The following is a 9451-nucleotide window of genomic DNA, read 5'->3' on the forward strand; positions in this document are numbered from 1 at the left end:
CTTATATACTTTTAAAGTTTTATGAGGTATAATATAATTAATTTAAGAAACCTTGTATAGAATTAAAAATTTAAGAAATACTATAACTAGGAAACTATTAACTAAATATAAGTAAGGAGGTGGAGCTGCAATTTGCAGTGATTGTATGAATAATAACTTAGATCAAACAATGCAGTTTAATTTAAGCATCAACAAAGGAGATTTGACTAAATCAATATTAACAGATGTTTATAATGCGTTACAAGAAAAAGGTTATAATCCAGTAAACCAACTAGTTGGATATCTTATTTCAGGTGATCCTTCTTACATTACAAGCTACAACGGAGCAAGAGCTTTACTAAGAAAACTTGAAAGAGACGAAATTCTTGAGGAAGTTATAAAATCTTATTTAGAAATAAAATAAAGAGTGCCCGTTAATTCGGGCACTCTTTGTGTTTAAGGAGATAAAATGAGGATATTAGGTTTAGATATCGGCTCAAAGACAATAGGAGTTGCTATAAGTGATCCATTAGGATGGACTGCACAAGGGATTACTACTATAAGAAGAAGTAAGAAAGAAAAGGATCTTGAGGATATAAAAAAGATCTGTACTGAATATTCTGTAGAAACAATAGTAATTGGTCTTCCTAAAAATATGAATGGAACTATAGGAGAATCTGGAGAAAAGGTTCAAGAGTTTTCAGAGCTTATAAAGGAATACACTGGAATTAAGGTTGAAATGTGGGATGAGAGACTTACTACAGTAGCTGCTCATAAAGCTATGTTAGAGGCTGATTTATCAAGAGGAAAGAGAAAAAAAATAGTAGATAAAATTGCAGCAATTTACATACTTCAAGGTTATTTAGATAGACTAAGTAATAAATGATTTTTGAGTTTCAATTGAAAATTATTATTGACAAGTTTAAAGGTAAAAATTACAATTATAAAAAAGGAGTTTATTTTATGGATAAAGATTTAAAGCAATTAGAATTATATGATGAAGATGGAAAGTTAGTAAAATTAAATGTAGTAGCATTTTTTGATATAGTTAACCCAGAGACTGAAGAAAAGAGTGAGTATGTTATAGTTTATGACAATGATTATACTGAAGAAGATGTCTTTGCGTTAAAGGTAGGAGTAGATGAAGATGGAGATGATTTACTTATACCTATAGATGATGAAGTAGAACTTGCAGCAGTGCAAGAAGCATATGATACTATTTTTTCAGAAGAATAGTAAATAAAAAAGTAAAGAAAGGGGTGTTGAGTGTGGAACACTCAAGTAGTGTAGATTTTAATGTTTTAAAGGAAGACTTAAAACAAAAAGGATATAAATTGACGCCTCAAAGAAGAGCCATAGTAGATACTATTATTGAAAAGGAAGGCGAGCATTTAACTGCAGAAGAAATATATGATGAGGTAAAGAAAAATTGCCCAGAGATAGGTTTAGCAACTGTATATAGAACTATAATCTTATTAGAAGAGCTAGGAGTTATATGCAAGCTTGATTTAAATGATGGTTGTAGTAGATATGAACTAGTTCGTAAAGATGAAGGGCATAGGCATCATCACTTAGTTTGTAATGAGTGCAAATGTGTAATAGAAGTGCAAGATGACCTTTTAGATGAATTAGAGGAAGAGGTTGAAAGATCTCATGGGTTTAAGATATTAGATCATAGCGTTAAATTCTTTGGTATTTGTAGAAAGTGTCAAAGTAAAATGGAATTAAAAGAAAATTAATAGGATGAAAGAGGATGCTTTGTTTGAAAGCAATCCCTTGAATTACATATTTTAGAAGAAGGAGGGGGCATATTGAAAAACGAGAAGGCAAAGGTTAGAATTATTCCTTTAGGTGGGATTAATGAAATAGGTAAGAATATAACTGCGATAGAATATAAAGAAGATATAATAGTTATTGATTGCGGACTTAAATTCCCAGATGAAGATATGTTCGGTATAGATTTAGTTATACCAGATATAAGTTATTTATTAAAAAATAAAGAAAAGATTAGAGGGATATTTTTAACTCACGGTCATGAGGACCATATAGGGGCATTACCTTATGTATTAAGACAATTAAATGTACCTGTATATGGAACAAAACTTACTCTTGGAATAGTTGAGACAAAGCTTAAGGAGCATGGACTTTTAGGTTCAACAGAGCTTGTTAGAGTAAAACCAAGAGATGTAATAAAATTAAATTCAGTATCTGTAGAATTTATAAAAACAAACCATTCAATAGCAGATTCTGTTGCAATTGCAATTCATACTCCACTTGGAGTAGTACTACACACAGGTGACTTTAAAATAGATTATACACCTATTGATGGAGAGCCAATGGATTTTGCAAGATTTGCAGAAATAGGAAAGAAGGGTGTATTAGCTATGCTGGCTGACTCAACAAATGTTGAAAAGCCTGGATATACTTTATCTGAAAGAGTTGTAGGTGAAAGTTTTGCAAGACTTTTTGCAAAAGCAAAAGGAAGAGTGATTGTTGCAACATTTGCATCTAATGTTCATAGAATACAGCAAATTATAGATGCTGCAAGTATGCATGGAAGAAAAGTTGCTGTATCAGGAAGAAGTATGGAAAATATAGTTGCTGTAGCTGCTGAGCTTGGATATTTAGAATTTGAAAAAGATATACTAGTGGGTATAGATCAAATTAATAAATATAATAATGATCAAGTTGTTATAATAACTACAGGTAGTCAAGGTGAGCCTATGTCAGCGCTTGCTAGAATGGCAAACTCTGAACATAGAAAGGTAAATATTGTAGAAGGTGACACTGTAATTATTTCTGCTACGCCTATTCCTGGAAATGAAAAATTAGTTTCCAAAGTAATTAATAGATTATTCCAAAAGGGTGCAGAAGTAATTTACAAATCATTAGCTGAAATTCACGTTTCTGGGCATGCTTGTCAAGAAGAATTAAAGCTTATGCAATGTTTAGTTAAACCAAAGTTCTTTATTCCAGTTCACGGGGAATATAGACATTTAAAACAACATGGTGAACTTGCTATATCTTTAGGAATGCCAGAAGGAAATGTATTAATACCTGAAAATGGTGGAGTTATTGAAGTTAATAGAAATAATATTAGAAGAAATGGAACAGTAACTTCTGGACAGGTATTCGTTGATGGCTTAGGAGTTGGAGATGTTGGAAATATAGTATTAAGAGATAGAAAACATTTATCACAAGATGGTATATTAACAGTAGTTGTAACTTTATCTAAGGAAAATAATTCAATTATTGCAGGGCCAGATATTATTTCTAGAGGATTTGTATATGTTAGAGAATCGGAAGGATTAATGGACGAGGCTAAAGAAATAGTTAAACAAACACTAAGAGAATGTGAAGAAAACAATATTACTGATTGGGCTAGCTTAAAGTCTAAAGTTAGAGATGATCTTAGAGTATATTTATATGAAAAGACAAAGAGAAAGCCGATGATTCTACCGATTATAATGGAAATATAATCTTTTAGGTTGACATTTCTTTATAATAATCTTAGAATAAATATAGTTTTAATAAATCATTAGAAAATTGGATGCCTAGGTATCCAATTTTATTTTGGAAAAAATAATTTATAGGTTTACATTGATGAAGAAACCTTATTGGAGGAAATTTAATGAATTTAAGTAGTAGAGAAGATATTAGAAATATTGCCATAATAGCGCACGTTGACCACGGTAAAACTACCTTAGTTGATGCTTTATTAAGAGGTAGTCATATTTTTAGAACAAACGAAAAAGTTGAAGAAAGAGTAATGGACTCAAATGATTTAGAAAAAGAAAGAGGAATCACTATTCTTTCTAAGAATACAGCTCTTATGTATAATGATGTTAAGATTAACGTTGTTGATACTCCAGGACATGCTGATTTCGGTGGAGAAGTTGAACGTGTTCTTAAGATGGTTGACTCAGTATTATTAGTAGTTGACTCATATGAAGGACCAATGCCACAAACAAAGTTCGTTTTAAAGAAAGCTTTAGAGTTAGGTCTTAAACCTATAGTTGTTATAAATAAAATAGACAAACCAAATGCTAGACCTGAAGTAGTTATAGATGAAGTATTTGAACTGTTTATAGAGCTTGGTGCAGATGATGATCAATTAGATTTCCCAATAATCTATGCATCTGCTAGAGAAGGTTTTGCAAGATATAATGTAGAAGATACAAATAATGATATGGTACCATTATTTGACACTATTATAGAAAATGTTGAACCACCAAAGGGAGAATTAGATGGACCATTCCAAATGCTTATTACTACTTTAGATACTAATGAGTATGTAGGAAGAATAGCAATTGGAAAGATTCATAGAGGTAAAGTTAAAAAGAATCAACAAGTTGCATTAGTTAGACAAGATGGAAGCACTTCAAACTACAAGGTTTCAAGTATATTTACATATAATGGTTTAAATAGAGAAGATGCACAAGAAGCTGCACTTGGAGATATTATTGCATTAAGTGGTATTCCTGATTGTAATATAGGAGAAACTATAGCAGATGCTTTAAATCCAGAAGCCCTACCATTTGTTGAAATTGATGAACCAACATTAAGCATGAACTTTATGGTTAATGACTCTCCGTTTGCTGGAAAAGAAGGTGACTTTGTTACTTCAAGACATTTAAGAGATAGATTATTAAAAGAACTTGAAACTAACGTAAGTTTAAGAGTTAATGAAATATCACCAGATTGTTTTGAGGTTTCAGGAAGAGGAGAACTTCACTTATCAATCTTAATAGAAACTATGAGAAGAGAAGGATATGAATTCCAAGTTTCAAAGGCTAGTGTTATCTTAAAAGAGGAAAATGGTAAGAAGCTAGAGCCGATGGAATACTTAACAATTGATGTTCCAGAAGAATTTATGGGACCTGTTATGGAAAAACTTGGACCAAGAAAAGCTGAAATGGTTAATATGACTTCAGCTGTTAATGGATATACAAGATTAGAATTTGTTATACCTGCAAGAGGATTAATTGGATTTAGAAATGAGTTTATGACTGATACTAAAGGTAATGGTATAATGAACCACGTATTCCATAGTTATGATAGCTATAAAGGAGAACTTCCAGGAAGAAGTAGAGGATCTATTTGTTCATTCGAAGAAGGAGATGCTATAGCTTATGGATTATTCAATGCACAAGAAAGAGGAACATTATTTATAGGGTCAGGAGTTCCTGTTTATCAAGGTATGATAGTTGGAGAATGTTCTAGAGCTGAAGATATAGATATAAATATATGTAAGGGTAAAAAGCTTACAAATACTAGAGCATCAGGTTCTGATGATGCAGTAAAGCTTACACCACCAAGACAAATGTCATTAGAACAATGTCTTGAATTCATAAATGCTGATGAATTAGTAGAAGTAACTCCAGAAAACATAAGAATGAGAAAGAGAATCTTAGATTCTGGAGAAAGAAGAAGAATAGTAAGTAGAAACAAAAAATAATAAAAATCTTTATTACTAAAGAGAAAAGTATTATAATAGGGTAAATAGTCTAAATTAGGCTATTTACTTTCTATGTAGGGGGTTTTTATGAAAACTTTAAGTAAAAAAACTATAACTATTATTATAATATTATTATTATTTATACTTATATCATCAGTATATTTTGTTTCTGTAATAAATAATCCTTTAAAAGGAAATGAAGATATAGTAGTAAGAGTTGAAGATGGGGATAATTTTTATAGTATTATAAATAAGCTAGCAGAAGACAAGAAGCTTAAGAGTGTACCTATTATAAAGTTATATGTTAAGGTTTTAGATAAAAGCGTGGATGTTAAACCAGGTGAATATTTATTATCTAATGGTTCATCTGTAGAAGAGATAATTAATGCATTAAATACTGAATCTTCATTAAATAAAGTTAAATTTACTGTACCTGAAGGATATTCTATAGAGGATATAGCTAGTAAGCTAGAGGATGAAGGAATTTGCAGTAAAAATGATTTTATTTTAGCAGTTAAAGAATATCCGTTGCCTTCTTATGTTAAACCTAATGAAGAAAAGAGATATAATTTAGAAGGATATTTATTTCCAGATACATATATAATAGAAATTGGTGAAACACCTAAAGAAATAATAAATAAGATGATTAAAAGATTTGAGGAAATGCTGGATGAAGCTAGTAAAGCTACAAATGTAACTGTTAAAGATGAAGATATAGAAACAGTAGTTACAATTGCATCAATGATAGAAAAGGAAGCTAGATTAGATAATGAAAGACCTACTATAGCTTCAGTGATAGTTAATAGACTAAATATCGATATGAAACTTCAAATCGATGCAACTGTTATTTATGCTCTAGGGAAACATGTAAATATAGTTACCTATGATGACTTAGAAATAGAATCACCTTATAATACTTATAAAAATTATGGATTGCCAGTAGGACCAATTTCTAATCCAGGTATAGAGTCAATTAAGGCTACATTAAAACCTGAAAGTACAGATTATCTATTTTACGTGTTAAAGGATGATAACAGTCATTATTTCACAAATGATGATGAAGATTTTTTAAGAAAACAAGAGGAACTTGGTTACTAATATAATTACTTACTATTTTGGAGGAAGACCATGAGTGGAATTACCCATGATTATATGGAAGATTATATAAGGAGCTTAATACCAGAATCTACTGATAAGTTTAAAGAGTTAGAAGATTTTGCAAAGGAGCATAAAGTTCCTATAGCTCAAAAAGAAACAGCTAAATTTTTAGAGTTTATGGTTAGTATGAAGAAACCCTTAAGGATATTAGAACTTGGTACTGCAATAGGCTATTCTGCAATATTAATGTATGAAGCTTCTGGATATAAGGCAAGTATTACTACTATAGAACGTGATGAAAATATGATAAAATATGCTAGTGAAAACTTTAAAAAATACAATTTAGAGGATAAAATAGAGATTAAAGCAGGAGATTGTCTTGAAGTTTTAGAAAGCTTAGAGGAACCTTATGACTTAATTTTTATGGATGCAGGTAAAGGTCATTACAATCACTTTTTACCACATTGTTTAAGACTTCTAAAGGAAGATGGAATTATAGTTGCCGATAACGTATTATTTAGGGGAATGGTAGCATCTAATGATTTAGTTAAGAGGAGAAAAATAACTATAGTAAAAAGAATGAGAAAATACTTAGACATAGTTTCTAAGGATGAAAATTTAATAACTTCTGTAATACCAATGGGGGATGGAATTGCAGTGACTAAAAGGAGGTAAGAATAATGAAAAAGCCAGAGATTTTAGCACCAGCAGGGAGCCTAGAAAAATTAAAAATAGCCATCGATTTTGGAGCGGATGCCGTTTATATAGGTGGAGGAAGATTAAATTTAAGAGCCTTTTCTGATAACTTTACTAATGAAGAAATGGCTGAAGGAATTAAATACTGTCATGATAGAGGGAAGAAATTATATGTAACTATGAATGTATTCCCAAGAAATCATGATTTAACAGGAGTAGAAGATTATATAAAAGGTCTTTATAATTTAGGAGTAGATGCAATAATAGTTGCAGACCCTTCAATAATTATGGCAGCAAGAACTGCAGCTCCAGATTTAGAGATACATTTAAGTACTCAAGCTAACGTTACTAACTGGATGGCAACTAAGTTCTGGTATGAACAAGGTGTTAAGAGAGTAGTTTTAGCAAGAGAATTAACTTTTAATGAAATAAATGTTATTAAGGAAAATATACCTGAGGAATGCGAACTTGAAGTATTTATACATGGATCAATGTGTGTTGCATATTCAGGAAGATGCTTAATTTCTAATTATATGTTAGGAAGAGATGCTAATAAGGGTATATGTTCTAATGCTTGTAGATATAAGTATTATTTAGTAGAGGAAACAAGACCAAATGAATATTATCCAGTAATTGAAGATGATAATGGAACATACATTATGAACTCTAAAGACTTATGTATGATAAATCATATTCCAGAACTTATTAAAAGTGGAGTACATTCATTTAAAATTGAAGGTAGAATGAAGAGTGAGTTTTATGTTGCTTCAGTAGTTAAAGCTTATAGAGAAGCAATAGATGCTTATTTTGAAAATCCAGAAGGATATAAGTTTAAGGAAGAATGGCTTGAAACACTTCTTAAAATTAGTCATAGGCAATATCACACTGGATTCTTCTTTGGAAAAACTGGTGAACAAAACTACGAAGGATCTTCATATGTAAGAGATTATGATATAGTTGGAGTAGTTAAGAGTTATGATAAAGAAACTAAAGAAGCTACAATTCTTCAAAAGAACAGAGTTTTTGAAGGTGATGAAGTAGAAATTCTAAGAGCACATACACCATATTTTAATGTTAAATTAAATGATATGTTTGATATTGAAAAGAACAAAGCAACAAATGTAGCGAACAGAGCACATATGATGTTTAAGGTTAAAGTAGATACTGAGCTTAAGGAAAATGATATGTTAGTTAAAGGTAAAAGAGTTTTAGAGCTTTAAACATAAGAAGGAGGAACTATAATGGAAAAGCCAATACTAATTGGAATAACTGGTGGAACAGGATCAGGTAAAAGTAGTATTGCAGATGCGATATATTCAAGCTTTTCAACAGAATGTATTGCCATGATTCAACAAGATATGTATTATAAAGATCAAAGTCATCTATCTATGGAAGAAAGAGTTAAAACTAACTATGATCATCCAAGAGCTTTTGATAATGATTTATTAATAGCTCATTTAGAAACTTTAATGAAGGGTGAGGCTATAGATAAGCCTATATATGATTTTTCTTGTCATAATAGAGCAAAAGAAACTATTAAGGTATATCCTAGACGTATAATAATTGTTGAAGGTATATTGGTTTTAGAAGATGAAAGATTAAGAGATCTTTTAGATATTAAAGTATATGTTGATACAGATGCTGATATAAGAATCTTAAGAAGATTAGTTAGAGATATAAACGAAAGAGGAAGAACTGTAGATTCAGTTGTAACTCAATATTTAGAAGTTGTAAGGCCTATGCACTTACAGTTTACAGAACCAACTAAAAGATATGCAGATATTATAGTTCCAGAAGGCGGACAAAATAAAGTTGCAATAGACATACTTGTAACTAAAATAAAAGATATTTTAAAATAATGAATAAACAATACCTTCCAAGGCTAGAATTAAGCCTAGGGAGGTGTTTTTTTGTTTAAAAAAAATAATAAAATTAATAATAAAAGGATATTATTAGTAAGTGGTTTATTCTCGATAATAAGTTTATTTTTAGTAGTAAGACTATATTTTCTTTTAATACATCCTTCTAAGATAGTTTCTGGGGATATTGAAAACTATCAATATGAAACTATAGCACAAAATAAATACAAAGTTTTAGATGCAAATGGAAGAGATTTAACAAAATATAATAAAAAATATATATTAGTTTTAGATACTAAGCCTTTTATGTTAAATAACTATGAAGAAACACTAGAGGATTTAATGGCTCTTAATTTTATTA

The 9451-nt window shown here is 30.2% G+C and carries 10 protein-coding genes and 1 pseudogene; all 11 read left to right on the forward strand.

All coding sequences use genetic code 11. The annotated features are described in order from the left end of the window. Positions 1 to 145: 145 nt before the first annotated feature. The gene (locus tag E6248_RS09295) at positions 146 to 403 is read left to right on the forward strand and encodes an IreB family regulatory phosphoprotein (protein ID WP_136004690.1); all 258 of its coding nucleotides are present in this window, start codon (positions 146 to 148) and stop codon (positions 401 to 403) included. 45 nt (positions 404 to 448) lie between these two features. Next, positions 449 to 865, forward strand: a complete 417-nt coding sequence (ruvX, locus tag E6248_RS09300; RefSeq protein ID WP_316340542.1) for a Holliday junction resolvase RuvX — start codon at positions 449 to 451, stop codon at positions 863 to 865. A 77-nt stretch (positions 866 to 942) separates the two neighbouring features. Beyond that, positions 943 to 1215 (forward strand): DUF1292 domain-containing protein, encoded by a 273-nt coding sequence (locus E6248_RS09305; protein ID WP_316340543.1) that lies wholly within the window; start codon positions 943 to 945, stop codon positions 1213 to 1215. 32 nt (positions 1216 to 1247) lie between these two features. After that, positions 1248 to 1718 carry a Fur family transcriptional regulator gene (locus E6248_RS09310; protein ID WP_316340544.1) on the forward strand — a complete coding sequence of 157 codons (471 nt, stop codon included), beginning with the start codon at positions 1248 to 1250 and terminating at the stop codon, positions 1716 to 1718. 72 nt (positions 1719 to 1790) lie between these two features. Beyond that, positions 1791 to 3458 (forward strand): ribonuclease J, encoded by a 1668-nt coding sequence (locus E6248_RS09315; protein ID WP_316340545.1) that lies wholly within the window; start codon positions 1791 to 1793, stop codon positions 3456 to 3458. Positions 3459 to 3610: 152 nt separating this feature from the next. After that, complete coding sequence (typA, locus tag E6248_RS09320; RefSeq protein ID WP_316340546.1) at positions 3611 to 5437, forward strand: translational GTPase TypA; 1827 nt, start codon at positions 3611 to 3613, stop codon at positions 5435 to 5437. 87 nt (positions 5438 to 5524) lie between these two features. Next, positions 5525 to 6535 (forward strand): endolytic transglycosylase MltG, encoded by a 1011-nt coding sequence (gene mltG, locus E6248_RS09325; protein WP_316340547.1) that lies wholly within the window; start codon positions 5525 to 5527, stop codon positions 6533 to 6535. Positions 6536 to 6565: 30 nt separating this feature from the next. Next, positions 6566 to 7210, forward strand: a complete 645-nt coding sequence (locus tag E6248_RS09330; RefSeq protein ID WP_136004705.1) for an O-methyltransferase — start codon at positions 6566 to 6568, stop codon at positions 7208 to 7210. 5 nt (positions 7211 to 7215) lie between these two features. After that, complete coding sequence (locus E6248_RS09335; RefSeq protein WP_316340548.1) at positions 7216 to 8451, forward strand: U32 family peptidase; 1236 nt, start codon at positions 7216 to 7218, stop codon at positions 8449 to 8451. Between the two features lie 21 nt (positions 8452 to 8472). Then, a complete protein-coding gene (udk, locus tag E6248_RS09340) occupies positions 8473 to 9090 on the forward strand; it encodes a uridine kinase (RefSeq protein WP_316340549.1) in 618 nt (205 codons plus the stop codon). A gap of 51 nt (positions 9091 to 9141) precedes the next feature. Further along, a pseudogene (locus E6248_RS09345) lies at positions 9142 to 9451 on the forward strand (penicillin-binding protein 2); the annotation flags it as partial.

The sequence above is a fragment of the Clostridium sp. genome (assembly GCF_032552055.1).
GTDB lineage: Bacteria > Bacillota > Clostridia > Clostridiales > Clostridiaceae > Clostridium.

What these genes read in the sequence shown, in the direction of transcription:
- mltG (WP_316340547.1), top strand. Translation starts at nt 5,525, where the DNA reads ATGAAAACTTTAAGTAAAAAAACTATAACTATTATTATAATATTATTA.
- E6248_RS09330 (WP_136004705.1), top strand. Translation starts at nt 6,566, where the DNA reads ATGAGTGGAATTACCCATGATTATATGGAAGATTATATAAGGAGCTTA.
- E6248_RS09295 (WP_136004690.1), top strand. Translation starts at nt 146, where the DNA reads ATGAATAATAACTTAGATCAAACAATGCAGTTTAATTTAAGCATCAAC.
- E6248_RS09335 (WP_316340548.1), top strand. Translation starts at nt 7,216, where the DNA reads ATGAAAAAGCCAGAGATTTTAGCACCAGCAGGGAGCCTAGAAAAATTA.
- E6248_RS09305 (WP_316340543.1), top strand. Translation starts at nt 943, where the DNA reads ATGGATAAAGATTTAAAGCAATTAGAATTATATGATGAAGATGGAAAG.
- ruvX (WP_316340542.1), top strand. Translation starts at nt 449, where the DNA reads ATGAGGATATTAGGTTTAGATATCGGCTCAAAGACAATAGGAGTTGCT.
- udk (WP_316340549.1), top strand. Translation starts at nt 8,473, where the DNA reads ATGGAAAAGCCAATACTAATTGGAATAACTGGTGGAACAGGATCAGGT.
- typA (WP_316340546.1), top strand. Translation starts at nt 3,611, where the DNA reads ATGAATTTAAGTAGTAGAGAAGATATTAGAAATATTGCCATAATAGCG.